The sequence below is a fragment of the Paracoccus sediminicola genome (genome assembly GCF_027912835.1).
Lineage (GTDB): Bacteria > Pseudomonadota > Alphaproteobacteria > Rhodobacterales > Rhodobacteraceae > Paracoccus > Paracoccus sediminicola.
Genome location: NZ_CP115769.1, coordinates 14,043 through 34,027, shown reverse-complemented (window position 1 = coordinate 34,027; position 19,985 = coordinate 14,043). Strand labels below are relative to the sequence as shown.

21 protein-coding genes and 2 pseudogenes are annotated in these 19,985 nt (G+C 62.7%); 16 read left to right on the top strand and 7 right to left on the bottom strand.

Annotated features, from left to right (window positions below):
- Positions 1-78 precede the first annotated feature (78 nt).
- The 12 genes and pseudogenes from PAF18_RS15775 (at position 79) to prpB (ending at position 10,193) form a co-directional block, all read left to right on the top strand.
- A complete protein-coding gene (locus PAF18_RS15775) occupies positions 79-294 on the top strand; it encodes a YgaP family membrane protein (RefSeq protein WP_238373321.1) in 216 nt (71 codons plus the stop codon).
- 1 nt (position 295) lies between these two features.
- Positions 296-727, top strand: coding sequence for a YeeE/YedE family protein (locus tag PAF18_RS15770; RefSeq protein WP_238373320.1), 432 nt, complete (start codon positions 296-298; stop codon positions 725-727).
- Between the two features lie 3 nt (positions 728-730).
- A complete protein-coding gene (locus PAF18_RS15765) occupies positions 731-1,162 on the top strand; it encodes a DUF6691 family protein (protein WP_238373319.1) in 432 nt (143 codons plus the stop codon).
- Between the two features lie 29 nt (positions 1,163-1,191).
- On the top strand, positions 1,192-2,073 hold the full coding sequence (locus tag PAF18_RS15760; protein ID WP_271118208.1) for an MBL fold metallo-hydrolase: 882 nt from the start codon (positions 1,192-1,194) through the stop codon (positions 2,071-2,073).
- 35 nt (positions 2,074-2,108) lie between these two features.
- Complete coding sequence (locus PAF18_RS15755) at positions 2,109-2,600, top strand: bacterioferritin (RefSeq protein WP_147101616.1); 492 nt, start codon at positions 2,109-2,111, stop codon at positions 2,598-2,600.
- Positions 2,601-2,679: 79 nt separating this feature from the next.
- On the top strand, positions 2,680-4,359 hold the full coding sequence (locus PAF18_RS15750; protein WP_271118207.1) for a bifunctional protein tyrosine phosphatase family protein/NAD(P)/FAD-dependent oxidoreductase: 1,680 nt from the start codon (positions 2,680-2,682) through the stop codon (positions 4,357-4,359).
- Positions 4,360-4,452: 93 nt separating this feature from the next.
- Positions 4,453-6,195 (top strand): SulP family inorganic anion transporter, encoded by a 1,743-nt coding sequence (locus tag PAF18_RS15745; RefSeq protein WP_271118206.1) that lies wholly within the window; start codon positions 4,453-4,455, stop codon positions 6,193-6,195.
- 19 nt (positions 6,196-6,214) lie between these two features.
- On the top strand, positions 6,215-7,114 hold the full coding sequence (locus tag PAF18_RS15740) for an MBL fold metallo-hydrolase (RefSeq protein WP_271118205.1): 900 nt from the start codon (positions 6,215-6,217) through the stop codon (positions 7,112-7,114).
- 2 nt (positions 7,115-7,116) lie between these two features.
- Complete coding sequence (locus tag PAF18_RS15735; protein ID WP_271118204.1) at positions 7,117-7,476, top strand: rhodanese-like domain-containing protein; 360 nt, start codon at positions 7,117-7,119, stop codon at positions 7,474-7,476.
- Positions 7,477-8,037: 561 nt separating this feature from the next.
- Positions 8,038-8,622: pseudogene (locus tag PAF18_RS17590) on the top strand (transposase); the annotation flags it as partial.
- Between the two features lie 328 nt (positions 8,623-8,950).
- Positions 8,951-9,277, top strand: a pseudogene (locus PAF18_RS15725) (citrate/2-methylcitrate synthase); the annotation flags it as partial.
- 4 nt (positions 9,278-9,281) lie between these two features.
- Complete coding sequence (prpB, locus tag PAF18_RS15720; RefSeq protein WP_090525255.1) at positions 9,282-10,193, top strand: methylisocitrate lyase; 912 nt, start codon at positions 9,282-9,284, stop codon at positions 10,191-10,193.
- 64 nt (positions 10,194-10,257) lie between these two features.
- On the opposite strand, the gene PAF18_RS15715 is transcribed toward prpB, so the two are convergent.
- The 4 genes from PAF18_RS15715 to PAF18_RS15700 form a co-directional block, all read right to left on the bottom strand.
- Positions 10,258-10,752, bottom strand: coding sequence for a flavin reductase family protein (locus PAF18_RS15715; protein WP_090525257.1), 495 nt, complete (start codon positions 10,750-10,752; stop codon positions 10,258-10,260).
- Positions 10,749-11,789 carry a methionine synthase gene (locus PAF18_RS15710; protein WP_271118203.1) on the bottom strand — a complete coding sequence of 347 codons (1,041 nt, stop codon included), beginning with the start codon at positions 11,787-11,789 and terminating at the stop codon, positions 10,749-10,751. Before PAF18_RS15710 ends, PAF18_RS15715 begins: the two co-directional genes overlap by 4 nt.
- A gap of 25 nt (positions 11,790-11,814) precedes the next feature.
- Positions 11,815-12,792 carry a DUF1852 domain-containing protein gene (locus tag PAF18_RS15705; protein WP_090525261.1) on the bottom strand — a complete coding sequence of 326 codons (978 nt, stop codon included), beginning with the start codon at positions 12,790-12,792 and terminating at the stop codon, positions 11,815-11,817.
- A 132-nt stretch (positions 12,793-12,924) separates the two neighbouring features.
- Positions 12,925-13,797 carry a LysR family transcriptional regulator gene (locus PAF18_RS15700; RefSeq protein ID WP_090525264.1) on the bottom strand — a complete coding sequence of 291 codons (873 nt, stop codon included), beginning with the start codon at positions 13,795-13,797 and terminating at the stop codon, positions 12,925-12,927.
- 696 nt (positions 13,798-14,493) lie between these two features.
- Between PAF18_RS15700 and PAF18_RS15695 the strand changes: the two genes are divergently transcribed.
- Positions 14,494-15,690, top strand: a complete 1,197-nt coding sequence (locus PAF18_RS15695) for an IS256 family transposase (RefSeq protein ID WP_271115968.1) — start codon at positions 14,494-14,496, stop codon at positions 15,688-15,690.
- A gap of 449 nt (positions 15,691-16,139) precedes the next feature.
- Here PAF18_RS15695 and PAF18_RS15690 read toward each other — a convergent pair whose 3' ends face one another.
- Both PAF18_RS15690 and PAF18_RS15685 read right to left on the bottom strand, forming a co-directional pair.
- A complete protein-coding gene (locus PAF18_RS15690) occupies positions 16,140-16,328 on the bottom strand; it encodes a multicopper oxidase domain-containing protein (protein WP_353620699.1) in 189 nt (62 codons plus the stop codon).
- Positions 16,325-16,669 carry an ArsR/SmtB family transcription factor gene (locus tag PAF18_RS15685; RefSeq protein WP_035714448.1) on the bottom strand — a complete coding sequence of 115 codons (345 nt, stop codon included), beginning with the start codon at positions 16,667-16,669 and terminating at the stop codon, positions 16,325-16,327. Before PAF18_RS15685 ends, PAF18_RS15690 begins: the two co-directional genes overlap by 4 nt.
- Positions 16,670-16,725: 56 nt before the next feature.
- Here PAF18_RS15685 and PAF18_RS15680 point away from each other — a divergent pair, with 56 nt between their 5' ends.
- Genes PAF18_RS15680 through PAF18_RS15670 form a run of 3 tightly spaced genes read left to right on the top strand, consistent with a single transcriptional unit; the run spans position 16,726 to position 19,328 of the window.
- The gene (locus PAF18_RS15680) at positions 16,726-17,580 is read left to right on the top strand and encodes a cation efflux transmembrane domain-containing protein (protein ID WP_271118202.1); all 855 of its coding nucleotides are present in this window, start codon (positions 16,726-16,728) and stop codon (positions 17,578-17,580) included.
- The gene (gene lspA / locus PAF18_RS15675; RefSeq protein WP_035714444.1) at positions 17,577-18,077 is read left to right on the top strand and encodes a signal peptidase II; all 501 of its coding nucleotides are present in this window, start codon (positions 17,577-17,579) and stop codon (positions 18,075-18,077) included. Before PAF18_RS15680 ends, lspA begins: the two co-directional genes overlap by 4 nt.
- Positions 18,078-18,080: 3 nt before the next feature.
- Positions 18,081-19,328, top strand: a complete 1,248-nt coding sequence (locus tag PAF18_RS15670; protein WP_271118201.1) for a cytochrome P450 — start codon at positions 18,081-18,083, stop codon at positions 19,326-19,328.
- Here PAF18_RS15670 and PAF18_RS15665 read toward each other — a convergent pair.
- Positions 19,312-19,971, bottom strand: coding sequence for a cation diffusion facilitator family transporter (locus PAF18_RS15665; protein ID WP_082849320.1), 660 nt, complete (start codon positions 19,969-19,971; stop codon positions 19,312-19,314). The two genes, PAF18_RS15670 and PAF18_RS15665, sit on opposite strands and share 17 nt — an antisense overlap.
- Positions 19,972-19,985 lie beyond the last annotated feature (14 nt).

Below are 19,985 nucleotides of genomic sequence, written 5' to 3'. Positions count from 1 at the left end.
ATCGCTGGGTGACAATATCACTGAAGCGGTGCCGCCAAACTTATAAGTCATGGTCAACTTTCAAGTCCGGAGGACGCCATGACGACCAATGTCGGAACCCTCGACCGTATCCTGCGCGCCGCGCTGGGGCTGGTCCTGCTCTATCTCGCCTTCTTCAGCGGTCTGCAGCTCTTCGCCGAGCCTCTGTTCAAATATGGTGCGGCCGTCGTCGGCGTCGTCATGCTCGCGACGTCGCTGATGAAGATGTGCCCGCTCTATTCCATGCTCGGCCTCAAGACCTGCCGGGACTGCTGAGATGGAGACTGTGTTCACTCCGATCACATCGTTCGGCGGCGGTCTGCTGATCGGCCTTGGCGCGGTCCTTCTGATGCTCGGGCTCGGCCGGATCTTCGGCGCAACCGGCGTCCTGTCGGGCGCGATCTTTGCGGAGAGCCGGGAAGAGATGACCTGGCGGCTCGCGCTGATCGCCGGAATGGTCGTCGCACCCGTGCTCATCTTCGCGGTGACCGGCACGATGCCGGTCCTGACGGTTCCGGTCAGCCCGGCGATGATCGCCGTAGGCGGCGTCATCGTGGGGCTCGGCGCCAGCCTCGGCTCCGGCTGCACGTCGGGACACGGGGTCTGCGGATTGTCGCGTCTGTCGGTCCGGTCGCTGGTCGCCGTGCCCACCTTCATGGCAACGGCCGCGATCACAGTCTTTCTCATCCGCCATGTTTTCGGAGGCTGATCAATGAAGCTTGTCTTTGCACTTTTCACGGGTGTCGTCTTTGGCACCGGCATCGCCCTCTCGGGCATGATGGACCCGGCCAAGGTCCTGAACTTCTTCGACCTCGCGGGCAGTTGGGACGCGAGCTTGGCCTTCGTCATGGGCGGAGCGCTGCTCGTGGCGGCGATCGGCTACCGACTGGCATGGCGGCGCAATGCTCCGCTCTTCGGCGGTCGTTTCCAGGTTCCCACCGGAACCGACATCGACATGAAGCTCGTCGGTGGGTCGGCCTTGTTCGGCATCGGCTGGGGCATCGCCGGCTTCTGCCCGGGCGCGGCCATTCCGGCCCTCGGAACCGGGCGCTGGGAAGTTGCCCTGTTCCTGGCCGCAGTCATAGTCGGTTTCTGGCTGCGCCGCGTCTTCGCGTCGCTGGGGCAACCGCGCGTCGCATCCTGAGGCACCGCACCATTCAAGGAGAGAAAACCATGACATACCCCGTGGACATGACCATCAAACCCGAGGTCCAGGCCTTCTTCGACGAGGCCACGAACACGATCAGCTATATCGTCAAGGACCCGTCCTCGTCGGCCTGCGCTATCGTCGATAGCGTCATGGACATCGACTACGCCGCCGGGCGGATAACCTACGACCATGCGGACGAACTGATCCGGCAGGTGCAGTCGCAGGGGCTGAAGCTGGAGTGGATCATCGAGACCCACGTCCACGCCGATCACCTTTCAGCCGCTCCCTACATCCAGCAGAAGCTTGGTGGAAAAATCGGTATCGGCGCGAAGATCATGGTCGTGCAGGAGACCTTTGGAAAGGTCTTCAACGAAGGCACCGAGTTCCAGCGCGACGGCAGCCAGTTCGACCGCCTGTTCGACGACGGCAACACCTACATGGTCGGAAACATGCCCGCCTTCGCCATGTACACGCCCGGTCACACGCCCGCCTGTATGGTACACGTCATGGGGAATGCGGCCTTCGTGGGTGACACTCTGTTCATGCCCGATGGCGGGTCGGCGCGTGCCGATTTCCCGGGCGGAGATGCGGCGACACTCTACGACTCGATCCAGAAAGTCCTGGCCCTGCCGGACGAGATGCGGCTGTTCATGTGCCACGACTACGGGCCGAACGGGCGCGACATCCAGTGGGAGACCACGGTGGGTGACGAGAAGGCGCACAACATCCATGTCGGCGATGGCAAGACAAAGGAGGATTTCGTCAAGTTCCGCAACGAACGCGACGCGACCCTCGCCATGCCCAAGCTGATCATCCCGTCGCTGCAGGTGAATATGCGCGCAGGCGAGGTGCCGACCGACAAGGATGGCAATCCGATGCTCAAGGTGCCCCTGAACGGTCTTTGAGAGATACTGCGCTTACACATCGAAAGGAGAAGACAATGTCGAACAACGCAACGGTGGAGAACCTGAACAAGGCGCTTCAAATGGAAATGAGCGCCGCGCATCAGTATCAATTGCACGCGCATGTCCTCGACGATTGGGGCCTCAATTTGCTGGCAGACAAGATGCGTGAGGAACAGGCAGAGGAAATCGGACACTCCGACCTGTTCATCGAGCGCATCATGTTCCTGAAAGGAACGCCCGAGATTGCTTTCGCAAAATCGCCCAAGCGCGCGGAAACCCTGCCGGATATGTTCAAGGCCGACCTTGCCGATGAAGAGGAGGCCATTGAATTCTATCTCAGCGCGGCCCGACAAGCCTATGAGGCCAACGATGTCGGATCGCGCATGCTCTTCGAAAGGATCGCCATGGATGAAGAAGGCCATAAGGCCTGGTTGGAGCTGCAACTGGAGTTGATCGAACGCATCGGCGACCGGGCGTACAGCGCGAAAATGGTGTCAATCATTCAAGACGAAGACCCATCCACTTGAAGCGGTCATCGGGGCCTATGGCGGCGCATCGGCGCTGCTGTGTGATCCCTGATTGAAACCAATAGGGAGGAATACGCCGATGGAACTGAAAAAGATTTCGCCGAAAGCTACGGTGTCCCCGCAGATCGCAGCCATGGACATGGCCGCGATCAAGGCTGCAGGCTATCGTGCGATCATCTGCAATCGCCCCGATGGGGAAGGCGCTGACCAGCCAAGCTTCGAAGAGATCGAGGCCGCTGCCAAGGCCGAGGGAATCGAGACGCGCTACGTCCCGGTTGAGTCGGGGATGGTGACCGATCAGGACGTTGCTGCCTTCGGCCAGGCGCTGGCAGAGGTGCAACGCCCGGTCCTGGCCTACTGCCGGACCGGCACACGCTCGGCGACACTCTGGTCGCTGCACGAGGCGAAAAGGCGACCCGTCTCCGAGATCCTCGCCATGACGAAGGCGGCAGGCTATGACATGAACGGTGTCGCGCGCCGCGTCGCCAACGGCGGCAAGACCCCGACCGATACCGGCGATGCGCACTACAAAGTGGTCATCGTCGGCGCGGGTGCCGGCGGCATCGCAGTCGCGGCAAGCCTCAAGTCGCGCAAGCCCGGCCTCGAGATCGCGATCATCGATCCCGCCGAAATTCACTATTACCAGCCCGGCTGGACGATGGTCGGCGGCGGCATATTCGAGGCACAGGAAACCGCCAAGACAATGGGCAGCCTGATCCCGAAAGGGGTCAAGTGGATCAAGGCCGCGGTCGCGGCCTTCGAGCCGCAGAACAACGCGATCATCCTCGATGGTTGCCGTGTCGTGAAATACGATCGTCTCGTCGTCTGTCCCGGTCTCAAGCTCGACTGGGGCAAGGTCGAAGGCCTTGTCGATACGCTCGGCCGAAACGGGGTGACCTCGAACTATCGCTACGACCTGGCGCCCTACACCTGGCAACTGGTGCAGGAGATGCGCGGCGGCACCGCGCTCTTCACCCAGCCGCCGATGCCAATCAAATGCGCCGGCGCGCCGCAGAAGGCGATGTATCTCTCGGCCGACCACTGGCATCGGTCCGGTCGTCTCAAGGACATCGACATCCACTTCTGCAACGCGGGCGGCGTGCTCTTTGGCGTGAAGGACTACGTGCCGGCACTGATGGAATACGTGAAGAAGTACGACGCGACGCTGGACTTCTTCCACAATCTCGTGGCGGTCGACGGGCCGGCGAAGACGGCCACCTTCGAGGTCAAGGAGGCCGAGAGGGAGCCCCGCCGCGTCGAGTTGGCGTTCGACATGATGCATGTCTGCCCGCCGCAGACAGCGCCGGACTTCATTCGCGTCTCGCCGCTGGCCGATCCGGCGGGCTGGGTCGACGTTGACCAGGCGACGCTGCGCCACAAGAGCTTCGACAACATCTGGGCGCTTGGCGACGTGATGAACGCACCCAATGCCAAGACTGCGGCAGCGGCGCGGAAACAGGCGCCGACCGTTGCCGAGAACATCGTCGCCGACATCGCCGGACACTCGGCCGTGGCGCAATACGACGGCTATGGCTCGTGCCCGCTGACGGTCGAGCGCGGCAAGATCGTGCTCGCGGAGTTTGGGTACGGAGGGGCGGTGAAGCCGAGTTTCCCGTCCTTCGTGATCGACGGAACGAAGCCAAGCCGCGCCGCGTGGTTCCTCAAGGAAAAGATGCTGCCGCCGATCTACTGGCAGGCGATGCTCCGGGGCCGCGAATGGATGGCAAAGCCCGAAAAGCTCGAGACCGCGGCCAAATAACTGAACGGCGCGCCGGCATCTCCTCCCGCCCACCGCGCGTTCGCGAGCGGGGCGCACAGGTTGCGCCCCGTTCCCCAATCCTGAGAGAACTCGATGAAGCTACGATTTGCCCGTTATCTGCCGGTCCTTACATGGGGCCGACAGTATGATCGATCCGCGCTGACGAACGATCTCGTCGCGGCGGTGATCGTGACGATCATGCTGATCCCGCAGTCGCTCGCCTATGCGCTTCTGGCAGGCTTGCCGCCAGAGGCGGGAATCTACGCCTCGATCGCACCGATCCTCCTCTACGCGGTCTTCGGCACCTCACGCGCGCTCGCGGTTGGGCCTGTGGCAGTGGTCTCGCTTCTGACAGCCTCCGCCGTCGGTCAGGTCGCCGAGCAGGGCACGGCGGGCTATGCCGTCGCCGCGCTGACGCTTGCGGGGCTTTCCGGGGGCTTCCTGTTGCTGCTCGGCGTCTTCCGCTTGGGGTTTCTGGCCAATTTCCTCAGCCACCCGGTGATCGCGGGATTCATCACCGCGTCCGGCATCCTGATCGCGACGAGTCAGCTCAAGCATATCCTCGGGATCGAGGCGGGCGGCCATACGCTGATCGAGATGGTCGGCGCGCTTCTGTCACATCTGGGGCAGATCAACCCGATAACGGTGGTCATAGGCGTCACGGCGACGGCATTTCTTTTCTGGGTGCGCAAGGGACTGAAGCCGCTCCTGCGCAGGATGGGCGCAGGTCCGCTTCTGGCCGACATCGTCACCAAGGCTGGCCCCGTGGCGGCGGTCGTGGTGACGACGCTCGCGGTATGGGTCCTTGATCTTGAAGGCCGAGGCGTCTCCATCGTCGGCGAGGTGCCGCAGGCCCTGCCGCCGCTGACCCTTCCGGGTTTCGCGCCCGACCTGATCCGTCAACTGGCGATCCCGGCAATCCTGATCTCCATCATCGGCTTCGTGGAATCCATTTCCGTCGCGCAGACGCTCGCCGCCAAGAAACGCCAGCGCATCGACCCGAACCAGGAACTCATCGGCCTCGGCGCCGCCAACCTCGGTGCGGCCTTCACCGGCGGCTATCCTGTCACCGGTGGCTTCGCGCGTTCGGTCGTGAACTTCGATGCGGGCGCCGAGACACCGGCCGCCGGCGCTTTCACGGCGATCGGCCTCGCGATTGCGGCGCTCGCCCTGACGCCGCTGGTCTATTACCTGCCCAACGCGACGTTGGCCGCAACAATCGTCGTCGCCGTGCTCAGCCTCGTCGATTTCTCTATTCTGAAGAGGACTTGGTCCTATTCGCGCGCCGACTTCACAGCGGTCGCGGCAACGATCTTCCTGACCCTGACCCTGGGCGTCGAGATTGGCGTTGCCTCAGGTGTGATCCTGTCCATCGCGCTACACCTTTACAAGACGTCGAAGCCCCATGTCGCCGAGGTCGGGCTCGTTCCCGGCACGAACCACTTCCGCAATATCAACCGGCACGAGGTCGAGACCGATGCGCATGTCCTCACCCTGCGCGTGGACGAGAGCCTCTACTTCGTAAATGCCCGGTTTCTCGAGGATCTGATCCAGGATCGCGTGGTCGACGGCGGCGCTCTGCGCCACGTGATCCTCATGTGCTCCGCGGTGAACGAGATCGATTACTCGGCCCTCGAGAGCCTGGAGGCGATCAATCACCGGCTCACGGATCTGGGGGTCGGACTGCACCTCTCGGAAGTGAAGGGTCCGGTGATGGACCGCCTCAAGACCACACACTTCCTCGACCAGCTCAACGGACGCGTCTTCCTGTCCCAGCACGACGCCTGGAAGGCGCTTGCCCAACCACTGGCCGACCCGGCCAAAGCCGCAGAATGACCGAAAAGGAAAGGACTGCATGACAATCCCATATTCGAAAAGTTCATCCCGTGGGCCTGGAAGCCCGGATGTCGTTGGTTTCTACGACGAAGCTTCAGGAAGTTGCCAATATATCTGCATCGACCCGGCAACGAAAAAATGCGCACTGATCGACGTGGTTCTCGACTTCAACCCGGCCCGCGCCCGCACCTCGACCGAGTCTGCCGACTGGGCGCTCGACTGGATTGAGCGCGAGGGTCTGACGCTCGAATGGATCCTCGACACGCACCCTCATGCCGACCACCTGATGGCCGCGGCGTATCTCAAGCAGAAGACCGGCGCGCCGAACGCCATAGGCGAGAAGGTTCGGGAAATCGCGGGGCTCTGGCGCGACTTCTACAACACGCCGGGCGCATTCGACCCGGAGGCCGATTTCGACCGGCTTCTTGCCGACGGCGACACGTTCCGCATCGGCGATCTTGACCTGCACGTGATGCTCTCGCCAGGCCACACGCTGGGATCGATCACTTATGTGGTCGGCGATGCTGTCTTCGCCCATGATACGTTCATGCAGCCCGACAGCGGCACCGCGCGCGCAGACTTCCCCGGCGGATCGGCGGCCATGCTCTACGACTCGCTGATGGCGATCCTGGCGCTGCCCGATGAGTTCCGGATCTTCATCGGACACGACTACGGCGCGGAAGGCCGCGACGACCCGGCGTGGGAAAGCACGGTGGCCGAGCAGAAAGCCTCGAACAAACATCTGGGCGGCGGCGTCGAAAAGGACGACTACGTCAAGGTGCGCGAGGAACGCGACGCGACGCTCAACCTGCCCGACAGGATGCTCCACGCGCTCCAAGTCAACCTTCGAGGCGGTCGACTACCGGAACCGGAGGCTGATGGAAACAGCTACTTCAAGATACCAGCGAACAGGTTCTGATCATGGCACAACTCGAAAACTGGACTCCCGAAAAGGTAAAGGCGGTGCTCGACGCGCAGGAGATCGTGTTGATCGATGTGCGCACCCCGCCCGAATACATAATGGAGCATATTGATGGGGCGCTGTTGATGCCCATGGCGTTCTTCCGTCCCGAGGCGCTGCCCACGCAGGACGGAAAGCGTATCGTTCTACACTGCGGTTCGGGCGCCCGGTCCGGCAAGATGGCCGAGATTACCCTGAAAGCCGGACTGTCGCCACTCGCGCATATGGAGGGCGGCTTCGGCGCATGGAAGCAGGCCGGTCTGCCCTACACCGGCACCGACATGGCCACGGGCGCGCCGAAGGAGATGAAGGCGAACTGAGTTCCGCATGGTGCGCTCTTGCAGAACGACCAATTGGAACGGTTCGGCCGTTGCAACAGCGTCCTTACCGGTTTTTGGAACGTACCGGCCTGCGGGTCTAGGACTATAGGAAACACCATGCTGCGAACGCGGCGCTATCACTGAACCCGACATTCGTTTATTGCGCAGCATCGGTCAAAGTGGGCTCCCTCAAGCCGTTCGCTGCGATCTGCGCGAACGGCTGCTTCGACGCTGCGGCCGTTCACTGAACCGTCTGTGACAGGCTGCTGAACTTATTTGTGAAAAACGACAGCGGCCTTGCTTCGGCCACTTGCCGCGCTCGATGAAGCACCAGCGCATCTCGTCCGCGCTGCAGCGATTGATCTGAAAATTTCCGAACGTTGGGCTTACAGGCTGATCCGCCGGCTTCGTGAGGAAAACGGCGCGGTCACGGCGCTCTTGCCGCGCGATGGCCGCGGTGCTCCGCGCAAGACGCGGATTGCGGGGGATCGGGAAGCGATCATCGGTCATGTCATCGAAGGCCGCTATCTCAAACGGCAGAAAGCGCGCCCCTCGGAAATCGTGAGGGTGGTTCAGGTCGAGTGCCGCAAGGCGGGCATTTCGCCTCCGAGCGAAGCCACGATCAGGCGACGGGTTAACCGGATCGACAAGGGTGTCGCGTCACGGCTCCGCGAAAGTGATCCGGGAACAAAGCCGATCCTCGGCGCGACCCCGATCCCGAAATACCCGCTCGACGTCGTGCAGATCGATCACACGCCGGTCGATGTCATTCTGGTCGATCCGTTTGAGCGTCTGCCAATCGGGCGGCCATATCTGACGGTTGCGATCGACGTGATGAGCCGGATGATCGCGGGCTTCCATCTTAGCCTTGATCCCCCTTCCGCCGCGAGCGTCGGCCTGTGCCTCGCCCACGTCGCCGACGATAAGAAAGCCTGGATGACAGCGCGCGGCGTTACGGATGTGGAGTGGCCGATTGCGGGAAAGCCAAAGAAGATCGGCGTGGACAATGCGGGCGAGTTCCACTCGCAGGCTTTCGAGCGCGGGTGCGCGCAACATGGCATCGAGATCGACTGGCGACCGCCGGGGCAACCTCAGTTCGGTGGCATTGTAGAGCGTGTGATCGGCACCCTCATGCGGCGTATTCACCAGTTGCCGGGCACGACATTTTCCAACACGGCGCAGCGCGGCGCATACGACAGCGAAAGACGGGCCTGCCTGACCCTTGAAGAACTGGAACGCTGGCTGACGGTTGCGATTTGCAAGGACTATCACCTGTGCGGGCAACGCGCTCTGGACGGGGCCACACCTCTTGCGCGGCTGGAGGAAGGTCTCGTGACCCTGAGCCGATCTGGCGGCAGCATCGCCATCCCGCGTGACATGCGCAGCTATCTGATCGACTTCCTCCCGGTTCTGCGTAGGACGTTGCAACGCGACGGATTCACCGTAGATCATATCCGCTATTTCTCGAACGCCCTTGGCGAAACAGCTCTCGCAGGGGGCCGGGTCGATGAAGATGTTCGCCATCGCGGAACGGATCGAGGCGGTGATGATGGACGCGAAGAAGATGTTCCCCAACCTCGATTGGTATTCCGCCGTCTCCTACCACCTGCTGGGCGTGCCGACGGCCATGTTCACCCCGATCTTCGTGATCGCGCGCACCGCCGGCTGGGGGGCGCATGTGATCGAACAGCGGCAGGACAACAAGATCATCCGCCCTTCGGCCAACTACACCGGCCCCGAGAACCGGGCCTTCGTGCCGCTCGCCAAGCGCGGGTTCACCCCTTTGGCGGCGGCGGAGTAAGCGCATGACCTATCTGATCGCAGACGACTTGCCGACCGCCACGGCGGGCCAACGCTTCCGCGCCTTGCTGGACCGTCCCGGCATCCTGCGCCTGCCCGGCGCCCACAACGGGCAGGCCGCCTTGCAGGCAAAGGCGGCCGGGTTCGACGGGCTCTACCTATCGGGCGCAGCGATGACCGCCTCCATGGGTCTGCCGGACCTTGGTATCATCACGGTGGACGAGGTCTGTTTCTTCATCCGCCAGATCGCACGTGCCTCTGGGCTACCGCTGCTGGTGGATGGCGATACCGGCTATGGCGAGGCGCTGAACGTCATGCACATGGTGCGCTGCTTCGAGGAGGCAGGCGCCGGGGCGGTCCATCTGGAGGACCAGTTCCTGCCAAAGAAATGCGGCCATCTGAACGACAAGCGGCTGGTCGCGCCGCAGGATATGGCGGTCAAGGTCGCGGCGGCGGCAAAGGCGTCGCGTGACCTCGTGGTGATCGCCCGCACCGATGCGGCCGCGTCAGAGGGGATCGAGGGCGCCGTGGCGCGTGCGAAGCTCTACGTCGAGGCTGGGGCCGATGCGATCTTCCCCGAAGCGCTGACCAGCGTCGAGATGTTCCGCGAGATGCGCGCCGCCCTGCCGGGCGTCAAGCTGCTGGCCAACATGACCGAATTCGGCCGCACCCCCGCGCTGACGGCGGAGGAGTTTGAAGAACTTGGCTATGACATGGTGATCTGGCCCGTCTCCTCCCTGCGGGTGGCGAACAAGGCGCAGGAACGGCTTTATGCCGCGCTGGCCCGTGACGGGGCGACCACCGCGATGCTGGACCAGATGCAGACCCGGAAGGAGCTATACGACACCATCCGTCTCAATGACTTCGAGGCGCTGGACCAGAGCATAATCGCCTCGGTCGCGCCGGAACCTGTCTGAGCGTCTCTATCAAAGCTATCGGGGCCTGCACCATGGCAGGCCCCGATCTTGATCTACACCCAGTTCAGGCAACAGCGGCACTGACGCCGCTGAATTGCCCTGCGTGATGCAGCAGCGGCCTCGCGACGGGTTCATGTTCGATATGCCGGACTTTGCCGATCAGCAGCACATGGTCTCCGGCCTCGATGGTCTGGACCACATCCGTCACCAGAACCGCCGCAGCCCCGCGCAGGACAGGCAGGCCGTGCCGGTCTTCGAACAGATCGCGCAGGCCCGGATCGGGCCGTCCGGCGAAATGCAGGGCGTGGGGGCGCATGTCCTCGGCCAGGATGTTGACCGCATAGTGGCCCGAGGCGCGTAGTCTGGGCAGCATCCGCGCCCCGCATCCCACGGAGATGCACACCAGCGCCGGGTCGAGCGAGACCGACATGAAGGCGCTGATGGTCATGCCGTGATCGCCCTCGGGCGTGCGGGTCGTCACGACCGCCATGCCGGTGGCGAAACGGCTGCAACAGGCGCGCAGCGCATCAGGGTCGAACTCCGGGAGCGTCGAGGTCATGCCGCCACAGAGGCCCCCAGCTCGCGCCGGATGACCTCGGCGCCCGCACTCAGGGCCTCCAGCTTGCCGCGTGCGACCTGCCGCGACAGGGGCGTCATCCCGCAGTTGGTGCAGGGATAGAGCTTGTCCGCATCGACGAATTGCAGCGCCTTGCGCAGGGTGGCGGCGACCTCCTCGGGCGTCTCGACCTTGTTCGTCGCGACGTCGATGGCGCCCACCATCACCTTCTTGCCCCGGATCAGCTCGATCAGGTCCATTGGGACATGACTGTTCTGACATTCCAGCGACACCAGATCGACGCCGGATTTCTGGATCGCCGGGAAGATCATCTCATACTGCCGCCATTCCGAACCGAGCGTCGCCTTCCAGTCTGTATTCGCCTTGATGCCGTAGCCATAGCAGATGTGGACGGCCTTCTGACATTTCAGCCCCTCCATGGCGCGCTCCAGCGTTGCCATGCCCCAGTCGTTCACCTCGTCGAAGAAGACGTTGAAGGCGGGCTCATCGAACTGGACGATGTCGACGCCGACGGCCTCAAGTTCCTTCGCCTCTTCGTTCAGAAGCGTGGCGAATTCCCAGGCCAGCTTTTCGCGGCTGCGGTAATGCGCGTCATACAGCGTGTCGATCATGGTCATCGGCCCGGGCAGTGCCCATTTGATCGGTGCATCGGTCTGGGCGCGCAGGAACTTCGCATCCTCGACAAAGACCGAACGGGGCCGGGACACGGCGCTGACCACCGTCGGCACGCTGGCGTCATAGCGATCACGGATGCGCACCGTTTCGCGCTTTTCGAAGTCGACGCCCTCCAGCCCCTCGATGAAGGTGGTGACGAAATGCTGGCGCGTCTGTTCGCCGTCGCTCACGATGTCGATGCCGGCGCCGCGCTGTTCGGCAAGCGTCACGCGCAGGGCGTCCTGCTTGGCCTGCGCCAGTGCCTCGCCTTCCACCTTCCAGGGCGACCAGAGTTTTTCGGGCTCGGCCAGCCAGGAGGGTTTCGGCAGGCTGCCGGCGGTGGAGGTGCGGAGCAGTTTGGTCATGGTCATGTCTTTCTTGGTCGTGGGGTCAGGCGGCGGACCGGGCGGCCCATTCGGCTAACCGCGCGCGATACGGCTTGATGAAGGTTTCCTCGGCAAATCGGCCCTGTTCGGTCGCCAGACGGCTGCGCTCCTCACGGTCATAGACCACGCGGGTCGGCGAGTAGTCCTGGTGACTAAGGCTGGGCCGATAGGTCTGCCCGGCCACGGAATTGGCGTTGTAGATCTCGGGGCGATAGATTTTCTGGAAGGCTTCCATCGTGCTGATGGTGCCGATCAGCTCGAGATTGGTGTAATCGTTCAGCAGGTCGCCCACGTGGTAAAAGGCCAACGGAGCCACGCTTTTGGGTGGCATGAAGTAGCGCACCCCGAGGCCCATCTTGCCGAAATACTGTTCGGTCAGCGAGGCACCGCTTGGCACATATTCTACCCCCAGCACGGGATGGATGTTGGCGGTGCGCTCATAGCTTTTGGTCTCCGACACGCTCAGGCAGATCACCGGCGGCTTGGGGAATTGCGCCCGGTAGGTCTCCGACGCAACGAATGCCTTGAAGATGCGGCCGTGCAGCGCGCCGAACCCTTCAGGCAACGAGAAGCCATCGCGGCCCTTGTTATGTTCGGGCAGCACCACGCTAAAATCGTAATCACGCACATAGGAGGAGAAGTTGTTGCCTACGAGCCCAGGGAGGCGCGCGCCGGTCCTGCGGTCGAGGATCGTGGTCTGCAGCACCTCGATTGCTGGGAAAGCCGTGCCGCTGCCGTCAAGGTCCAGATCGACCGAGACGATGTCCAACTCGACCGCGTAGCGATCGGCGTGGCGGTTGTCCCAGCTGGCCAGATCGTTGAACCGGTTGTCGATCATCCGCAGCGCGTTTGCCAGGTTCTGCTTCCGGTGCGCGCCGCGCGCGAGGTTGGCGAAATTGGTGGTCAACCTCGTGCCGGCCTCTGGCGTGTAGCCCTCGTCAAACCGAAGGCGCTTGATCTGGAATGCGAAGGGCTCGGTCATGGCGATCCGGTCTCCTGTCAGAGGTCATGAGGCCTTCTGCCGGATATGATACATGAAGAAAAATGACTTCTTATCGAAACTGAATGACATGAAGTCATGCGATTCTGTTGACCCCGTGCCTGGACCAGGCCGTCAGATCTCGACGGTTTCCGCAAGTTGGATGAAGCTTTCGAGATAGTTTGGCAAAGTCCCGGCCCGATAGCCCAGATGGATGGACTTGGGGATCCCGGCGCCGATGCGCACGCCTGTAACGCCCTTTACCCCCTGCAGCAGCCAGTCGGGCGTGGCGCTGACCGAGCGGCCCGAGGCGACCAGCCGCAGCATCAGATCGGTGGTTTCGACCGTTCGATGGCGGCGCGGCAGGGCGTGGGCAGGCACGAGGAACTGCGTGTAGATATCCAGCCTTTCGCGCGCGACCGGGTAGGTGATCAGCGTCTCGCGGGCCATGTCGGCGGGCGCGATCTGTCGCTTCCGGGCCAGCGGGTGATCGTCGGCGACAGCCAGGACCAATTCGTAGTTGAACACCGGCCGGTATTCGAGCCCCGGACGCTCGACCGGATCGGGGGTGACCAGCAGATCGATCTCATGCCCAAGCAGGGCGGCGAGCCCCCCGAACTGGAAGGCCGAGGTGACGTCCAGATCGACATCCGGCCATGCGGCAAGAAACGGATCCACGATCCGCATCAGCCAGTTCTGGCAGGGGTGGCATTCCATGCCCACCCGGATCGCCCCGCGCCGCCCGCGGGCATAGTCCTCCAGCACTGAAGCGCCGTGTTCGAGCTGCGGCAAGACCCGTGCGGCCAGCCCCAGCAGATATTCCCCCGTCGGCGTGAGCCGCAGCTTGCGCCCCTCACGCTCCCACAGTTTGACGCCGTGCCGCTCCTCAAACCGGCGGATGGCATGGCTGACGGCCGACTGGGTCAGGTGCAGGCGATCCGCAGCGTCGGTCAGACTACCGGTCCGGTCGATTTCGCGCAGGATGGCGAGAGGCTGGATATCGATCATGAAACTTGACTCGCTTTCATTCGATCAACCTGTAGCCGAGGTCAAATGTCATGAGCAAGATCGCCACTCTCACAAGCCAAACGGGATTTCTCCCTCAGGCGAGTTTGGCTGGCGGCGAGAGTGAAGAGCGGTGATATGGAGACGGCATCCATCTTGGGGTTCTACACCAGATAGACAGCCCGAAGCCCTACTGGGGCCTTCGCGCGGCAAACGAATAGCCGATTGGCCTTCAGACGGCATGGCGGCATGTCCGCTTCTGTTGGCGAGCGGGGTGCTATGGCGCTAACGCCTGTGGCAACTGTTGGATCTCCTCCTCCTGGCCTTCGCAGTTGCAGCATTAAACAAGCACGTGCGGCAACCGTCAGGAAGGTCCGCTTGGGCGGCCATGGTAGCTCTAAATGAAGGGCAAGCTCGTGATCATCGCAAATGCTTTGTGCTAAACGCGGCGGGAATGGGAGCCCCGCCAGCCTTGGAAGATACGGTTGCTATGAGGTTGCGTAGCATTGGACACGAAGGGCTCCTTCAGGCCGTTCGCGAAGGACCGCGCAAACGGTAGTGCCCCACCGGTTGGTGTAGGAGGCCGCGCGCGGAGCCCCTGGCGTAGCGCAGCGCGCGGCCGGGTGTGACGCTGGCGGCCATCGTCGATCTTCGGGCAGGTTCGGGTTGCGAGACCTTGAACCAAGAACGGAGATGACGATGACCGACGACAGAATGACGCTGATCGAGCTGGTTGAGAAGCAGGCTGACGGCGACCTCGTCCGCGAGATGCTGGCCTTCGCGGCCGAGCGGATCATGGAAGCGGAGGTAGAAGAGCGAACCGGCGCCGCGAAGGGCGCACGTTCGCCCCTGCGGGAGGTTCAGCGGAACGGCTACCGGGACCGGGACTGGGACACCCGTGCCGGGCGGATCGCGCTGGAGATCCCGAAACTGAGAAAAGGGAGCTACCTGCCCAGCTTCCTGGAGCCGCGCCGCACAGCCGAGAAGGCGCTCGTGGCGGTGATTCAGGAGGCCTACGTCCAAGGTGTTTCCACGCGCTCCGTGGACGATCTGGTGAAGGCCATGGGCGCGGGCGGCATGTCGAAGAGCCAGGTCAGTCGCCTCTGCGTCGAAATCGACGAGCGGGTGAACGCCTTCCTCTCTCGCCCGCTGGAAGGAGCCTGGCCGTATCTCTGGCTCGACGCGACCTACGTGAAGGTGCGTGAGGGCGGACGGATCGTCAGCCGCGCTGTGATAATCGCCGTCGCGGTCAACGAGGACGGCAAGCGCGAGGTTCTCGGCGTCGCCACCGGTCCTTCCGAAGCAGAAACGTTCTGGACCGACTTCCTGCGCTCTCTCGCAGACCGTGGCCTGCGCGGTGTGAAGCTGGTCGTAGCCGATGACCACAAGGGGCTGCGGGCTGCTGCGCGGCGAGTGTTCGATGCAACGCACCAGCGCTGTCGCGTTCACTGGATGCGCAACGCGCTCGCCCATGCTCCGACCAAGCAGCGCACGGCTGTGGCAGCCATGCTGAAGACGATCTTCGCCCAGGAAAACAAGGCGGATGCCGAAGCCCAATGGGAGGTCGTCGCGGACGCACTGCGCGAGAAGCAGGCGAGGCTCGGCACCCTCATGGACGTCTCGCGCGACGACGTGCTCGCCTACATGGATTTTCCCCGCGAGCACTGGGCTCAGATCGCGTCGACAAATCCACTGGAGCGGGTGAACCGGGAGATCAAGCGCAGGTCTGACGTCATCGGCATCTTCCCGAACGACGAGGCAATCATCCGGCTCGTCGGCGCGCTGATGCTTGAAACCAATGACGAATGGACGGTTGCGCGGAGATATATGTCTCTTGAAAGCCTCGCGCGCGTCACCGACAATCCCGACATCAGGCTGTCCGCCGTGGCGACCTGATCAGCTTTGGACCTCTCCGAAGGTCGGCGCTCTTACACCATCCCCCGGGGCACTACCGCGCAAACGGCTGTTTCGACGCTGCTGCTGTTCACTGAACCGCCTATGACAGGCTGCTGCACTTGATCTTGAAAAACTACACCCGCAGACCGGACATAAACTCCCTGCCAGAACCCATGCGCCAAAAACGGTGGTAAGCGCCGGTGACAAAAACGTACGGGTTTGGGCCCATACTGCGCTGCGGAGAACGTCCGGAAGGAGCCCTTTTTGACGAATGCTGCCGAGCGACTGGACGGCCGCTTCGGCGGACCCGCAGCTTAGCGAGGTGTTCTCCGTTCGGGTCTAGACATACTCCGTAATGCGTTTCAACAAGGCGACACCGGCACCTGATAGAACGCCGCAAGAAGACGTAAGCTCTTGACGACGCCCGGTGTCGAGCGGGTGGGGTCCTGTTATGTGACCGTAAGCTGCCCCATCATGCCCGCATCCTCGTGTTCGAGGATGTGGCAGTGATACATGAATGGTGTCTCTTCCGAAGCCAGCTTGTCGAACCTCAGCAGGATTCCGGTCGGACCCTGCACACGGACAACATCTTTCCAACCGATCTGCGCCGAGTCGACCGGCCGTCCGTTCTGACTCACGCCTCACGATAATTGTCACACGCCTCAACGCCCTCTGCGACCACGTCGAGAAGTGCGTCCACATCGCTCAGAAGAACCGTGATGCGCGGGCTGCTGATACGGTAGCGGATGAAACGCCCATCGCGATCGCTGGCGACAAGCCCGCACTCCAGCAGGCACCTCAGATGGTTGGAGACGTTGGGTTGCGAAAGTTCCGTCCGCTCGACGAGCTCGTGAACGGCCAATGGCTCGTTGCAAAGTGCACCGAGGATGGCCAGGCGGCTCGGGTCCGCGAAGCCGCGGAACAGCTTCGCCCGTCGCTCGATGGTTGCGCTCTTGCGGTCATCGACCAATTGCGCCATATCACTCCTCGCTGATATGTTGTTCTTCGATTCATCCTAGCAGGAATAGCGCGACCATGGCCAACACCGAAAATGCCGGATCGACGGCAGATGTCCCGCCCGTCCGTTACCGGGTTTCCGGTATGGATTGCGCCAAGGATGCCGCGCAGATCGAGCGGGCGGCACAGGCAGCCGGGGTCGCGCCCGGCGATGTGAAAGTGTCGGCCGCGACGCACATCATGACACTGACTGCACCCGAAGTGCGCCTGCCGGACATCGAAAAGGCAGTCGCGGTGACAGGCTATGGCTTCGACCGGATCGAGGGCGATGAAGACATTCCGCCGAATCCTGCCCATCAGGACCCGGCCTACCGCCGTGCCCTCTGGATCGTCGTGATCCTGAACGTGGGATACGGGGTCCTCGAAATGATCGGCGGTTTCATTTCCGGATCGCAGGCCGTGAAGGCCGATGCGCTCGATTTCATCGGCGATGGCGCGATCACCTTCCTCGGCGTGCTGGCCATCGGCTGGAGCCTCGCTTGGCGGGCACGGTCGGCTCTGATCCAGGGCATCTTCCTCGGGCTCCTCGGTCTTGGCGTCCTCGGCACGACCATCGTCCGGGTCTTCGAACAGACGACGCCGGATGCAGGTCTCATGGGCCTGCTCGGTATGATCGCCCTTGTCGTGAACGTCGTCTCCGTTCTGCCGCTGCTGCGATTCCGCAAGGGCGACGCGAACATGCGGGCTGTCTGGCTGTTCTCGCGCAACGACGCTATCGGCAATGCGGCGGTCGTCATCGCCGCCGGTCTCGTGGCGTGGCTGGGCAGCGCGTGGCCCGACCTTATCGTCGCCTTCGGTATCGCCGGACTGTTCCTGCACTCCGCTTGGGCCATCATCCGCGACGCGCGGGGCGATCTGAAGGCGACGGCATGAACGGTCGCGTTCTCGGTGGGCTCTGCGCAATCGCAGCGCTCGGTCTCGATCAGGGCACCAAGGCGCTCGCCCTGACCACACCGGCGCTCGAGAGCGGGGTCGAGGTTTTACCCTTTCTTAACCTCGTGCGGGTTCTGAACGATGGGGTCAGCTTCGGTATGCTCGGCGGGTTCGTACCGTGGTGGGGTCTCATCGCGCTTGCTGGCGTGATCGTGGCATGGCTATTGATCTGGTTATGGCGCGCGCCGGACAGGCTGACAGCTGCCGCTCTCGGTCTGATCATCGGCGGCGCACTCGGCAATATTCTTGACCGCGTACGCTATCAGGCCGTTCCTGACTTTCTCGACTTCCATTACGGATCATACCACTGGCCGTCCTTCAATCTCGCGGACGTAACGATTTTCTGCGGCGCAGCCCTGCTGTTCTGGGACAGCTTCCGCTCTGCGAAGGACAAGCCTGGTCAGAGTGAACGCAAGGAAAACACAACGGGGGTGTAACCCATGTTCGGCATACCATCTGCGAAAGGCTTTGACAGCACACTCGCCCTGCTGCGCAACCCATATGGGTTCATCTCGGAGACCTGCCGCGCACTCGACACAGACCTGTTCGAAACCCGCATCCTCCTTCAAGAGACGATCTGCATGACCGGCGCGGCGGCAGCGGAAGTTTTCTATTCCGAGGATAAACTGATCCGCGCGGGCTCGATGCCGGGCCGCATACAGAAGACCCTGCTGGGCGAAGGCGGCGTTCAGGGATTGGACGGCGCTGCCCACCAGCACCGCAAGAAGATGTTCATGTCACTCATGGGGACCGAGCGGATCGCCGCGCTTCAGGGCACGTCGCTTCACATGTTGGACAAATATGCGCCGGACTGGGAGGCGAGGAACGAGGTCGTCCTCTATGACGAAGTGCGCGAAATGCTCACAAGAGCTGTCTGCGCCTGGGCCAGGGTGCCGCTTGATGAAGCTGAGGTGGCGACCCGAAGGGCGCAGCTTACAGCGCTTTTTCAGGACGCCGGGGCCCTTGGCCCCAAACACTGGCGCGCGCGTCTGGCGCGCCACCGCCTGGAAAAATGGGCAGCACGGATAATCCAACAGGTCCGCGATGGTGAGCTTCAGCCGACGCAGGAAAGTGCCCTTCATATCATCGCGACATGGCGCGATCTCGATGGGGAGTTGTTGACCCCCAGGGTGGCCGCCGTAGAGCTGTTGAATGTCCTGCGCCCGACCGTCGCGGTATCCGTGTTCATAGTTCAGGCGGCGCATGCTTTACATCGGCATCCCGAGTGGCGGCAAAAGCTGAAGGACGACGAGGGACAGCTCGAACCTTTCGTGCAAGAGGTCCGCCGTCTGTATCCGTTCTTTCCCGCGGTTGCGGCACGGGTGAAGAGCGATTTCGAGTGGCGCGGATATCGCTTTCCCAAAGGGTACAGGGTTCTGCTCGACCTCTACGGCACGAATACCGACGCTCGTTCGTGGGACGCGCCGCAAGAGTTCCGGCCCGAGCGGTTTCACGATCGGGAGGTCACTCCCTACGAGTTCATTCCGCAGGGCGGTGGCGATCACCACAGGAACCACCGTTGTCCGGGCGAGTGGATCGCGATCAGCCAGATGAAGGCGTTTTGCAGTTTCTTCGTGAACGCCATCGACTACGAAGTGCCGGATCAGGATCTGGATCTGGAAACCGGAGAACTGCCGCCCATGCCCAAATCTCGGTTCATCATGCGTAACGTCAGGCCTCGGCAGTAGCTTCGCCCTCGTCCGGATCGACCGACCGCGCATCCTTCGTGGCCTCGAACGCCTCCCATGCAACGTAGGGCACGATCAGAAGCGCCGCCACCGGGTCGGCCCACCACCAGCCCATCCATTGCGTCAGACCGATCCCGGCCAACACCACGATCGTCTGATACTGGCAGATCATGGTGTCCTTGGCATCGTACTTCAGGGCGGGCGCATCGAGCCGCTTGCCGTAGCGATACTTGCCCCAGGCGAGGAACGGGTTGGCCACGAGCGAAGCACCCAGAATCGCGATACCCCACCAGTTGAAGCCCGGCGCCTTCTGCGAAATGAAGGCGGAGACCGCCTCGTAGAGGATCGCCGCGACGACGATCCAGAAGGCACAGGCAACCACGTAGAGCGCGACCTTCTTGCGGTGCAGGACCGTGCGCTTGTCGGCACCGTCCACCTCACTCTTCAAGCGCCAGATCAGAGTCGCAGCCGAGGTGGCCTCGACCGTACTGTCGAGGCCCCAACTCACCAGCGCTGCGCTGCCGGTCAGAAGTCCCACGGTGACGGATACGACGACCTCGATGATGTTGTAGACGAGGCTGGCGATCTCGACCCGGATGCCGCGCGTCAGATTGGCCTGCCGGTTATCTTGATGACTGCTCATAACACCTCATCACC

What these genes read in the sequence shown, in the direction of transcription:
- PAF18_RS15775 (WP_238373321.1), top strand. Translation starts at nt 79, where the DNA reads ATGACGACCAATGTCGGAACCCTCGACCGTATCCTGCGCGCCGCGCTG.
- PAF18_RS15770 (WP_238373320.1), top strand. Translation starts at nt 296, where the DNA reads ATGGAGACTGTGTTCACTCCGATCACATCGTTCGGCGGCGGTCTGCTG.
- PAF18_RS15765 (WP_238373319.1), top strand. Translation starts at nt 731, where the DNA reads ATGAAGCTTGTCTTTGCACTTTTCACGGGTGTCGTCTTTGGCACCGGC.
- PAF18_RS15760 (WP_271118208.1), top strand. Translation starts at nt 1,192, where the DNA reads ATGACATACCCCGTGGACATGACCATCAAACCCGAGGTCCAGGCCTTC.
- PAF18_RS15755 (WP_147101616.1), top strand. Translation starts at nt 2,109, where the DNA reads ATGTCGAACAACGCAACGGTGGAGAACCTGAACAAGGCGCTTCAAATG.
- PAF18_RS15750 (WP_271118207.1), top strand. Translation starts at nt 2,680, where the DNA reads ATGGAACTGAAAAAGATTTCGCCGAAAGCTACGGTGTCCCCGCAGATC.
- PAF18_RS15745 (WP_271118206.1), top strand. Translation starts at nt 4,453, where the DNA reads ATGAAGCTACGATTTGCCCGTTATCTGCCGGTCCTTACATGGGGCCGA.
- PAF18_RS15740 (WP_271118205.1), top strand. Translation starts at nt 6,215, where the DNA reads ATGACAATCCCATATTCGAAAAGTTCATCCCGTGGGCCTGGAAGCCCG.
- PAF18_RS15735 (WP_271118204.1), top strand. Translation starts at nt 7,117, where the DNA reads ATGGCACAACTCGAAAACTGGACTCCCGAAAAGGTAAAGGCGGTGCTC.
- prpB (WP_090525255.1), top strand. Translation starts at nt 9,282, where the DNA reads ATGACCTATCTGATCGCAGACGACTTGCCGACCGCCACGGCGGGCCAA.
- PAF18_RS15715 (WP_090525257.1), bottom strand. Translation starts at nt 10,752, where the DNA reads ATGACCTCGACGCTCCCGGAGTTCGACCCTGATGCGCTGCGCGCCTGT.
- PAF18_RS15710 (WP_271118203.1), bottom strand. Translation starts at nt 11,789, where the DNA reads ATGACCAAACTGCTCCGCACCTCCACCGCCGGCAGCCTGCCGAAACCC.
- PAF18_RS15705 (WP_090525261.1), bottom strand. Translation starts at nt 12,792, where the DNA reads ATGACCGAGCCCTTCGCATTCCAGATCAAGCGCCTTCGGTTTGACGAG.
- PAF18_RS15700 (WP_090525264.1), bottom strand. Translation starts at nt 13,797, where the DNA reads ATGATCGATATCCAGCCTCTCGCCATCCTGCGCGAAATCGACCGGACC.
- PAF18_RS15695 (WP_271115968.1), top strand. Translation starts at nt 14,494, where the DNA reads ATGACCGACGACAGAATGACGCTGATCGAGCTGGTTGAGAAGCAGGCT.
- PAF18_RS15685 (WP_035714448.1), bottom strand. Translation starts at nt 16,669, where the DNA reads ATGGCGCAATTGGTCGATGACCGCAAGAGCGCAACCATCGAGCGACGG.
- PAF18_RS15680 (WP_271118202.1), top strand. Translation starts at nt 16,726, where the DNA reads ATGGCCAACACCGAAAATGCCGGATCGACGGCAGATGTCCCGCCCGTC.
- lspA (WP_035714444.1), top strand. Translation starts at nt 17,577, where the DNA reads ATGAACGGTCGCGTTCTCGGTGGGCTCTGCGCAATCGCAGCGCTCGGT.
- PAF18_RS15670 (WP_271118201.1), top strand. Translation starts at nt 18,081, where the DNA reads ATGTTCGGCATACCATCTGCGAAAGGCTTTGACAGCACACTCGCCCTG.
- PAF18_RS15665 (WP_082849320.1), bottom strand. Translation starts at nt 19,971, where the DNA reads ATGAGCAGTCATCAAGATAACCGGCAGGCCAATCTGACGCGCGGCATC.